At 57.2% G+C, this 697-nt stretch carries 1 rRNA gene; it reads left to right on the forward strand.

The features are described 5' to 3' along the window. Positions 1 to 146: 146 nt before the first annotated feature. Positions 147 to 697: ribosomal RNA gene (locus ABDH49_09255) — 23S ribosomal RNA — on the forward strand; the annotation flags it as partial.

The raw sequence follows: 697 nt of genomic DNA on the forward strand, positions 1-697 counted from the left end.
GCTGGATTACCTCCTTTCTGGAGACTATGCCTGACCTCTCTCCCAGCTGTCTTTTGATATAATGGAATCCCATCTCGCCGCAAGGCGAACGGGAATACCACTTATATCTCTCTTTTCTACGGTCTGTGACAGCGAGGGGATATGCAGGTTAAGATGGTAAGGGTGTGCGGGGGATGCCTTGGCGCCTTGGGGCGATGAAGGGCGTGGCAAGCTGCGATAAGCCTGGGGGAGCCGCAAGCAGGCCGTGATCCCAGGATTCCCGAATGGGGCAACCCGCTGACTTTGTCAGCATCCCCGCAAGGGGAGGCGAACCTGGGGAAGTGAAACATCTCAGTACCCAGAGGAAAAGAGACCAATCGGCATTCCCTGAGTAGTGGCGAGCGAAAGGGGAGGAGCCCAAACCAGAAGGCCGTAGGTCTTCTGGGGTTGTAGGACCCTCATATGCCCATCCGTAGCTGAAGTGGAAGACCGCTGGAACGCGGCGCCATAGAGGGTGATAGCCCCGTACGCGCAAGGCGAAGGAGGGCGAGGGTATCCTGAGTAACGCGGACTCGGTGGTGGTCTGCGTGAAGCGGCCGGCACCTTCCGGCAAGGCTAAATACCCAAGGCGACCGATAGTGTACCAGTACCGTAAGGGAAAGGTGAAAAGCTCCCTGAGAAAGGGATTGAAAGAGACCTGAAACCGCACACCCACAAG

The organism is Candidatus Hydrothermales bacterium, assembly GCA_039630235.1.
Taxonomy (GTDB): Bacteria; Hydrothermota; Hydrothermia; order Hydrothermales; family JAJRUZ01; genus JBCNVI01.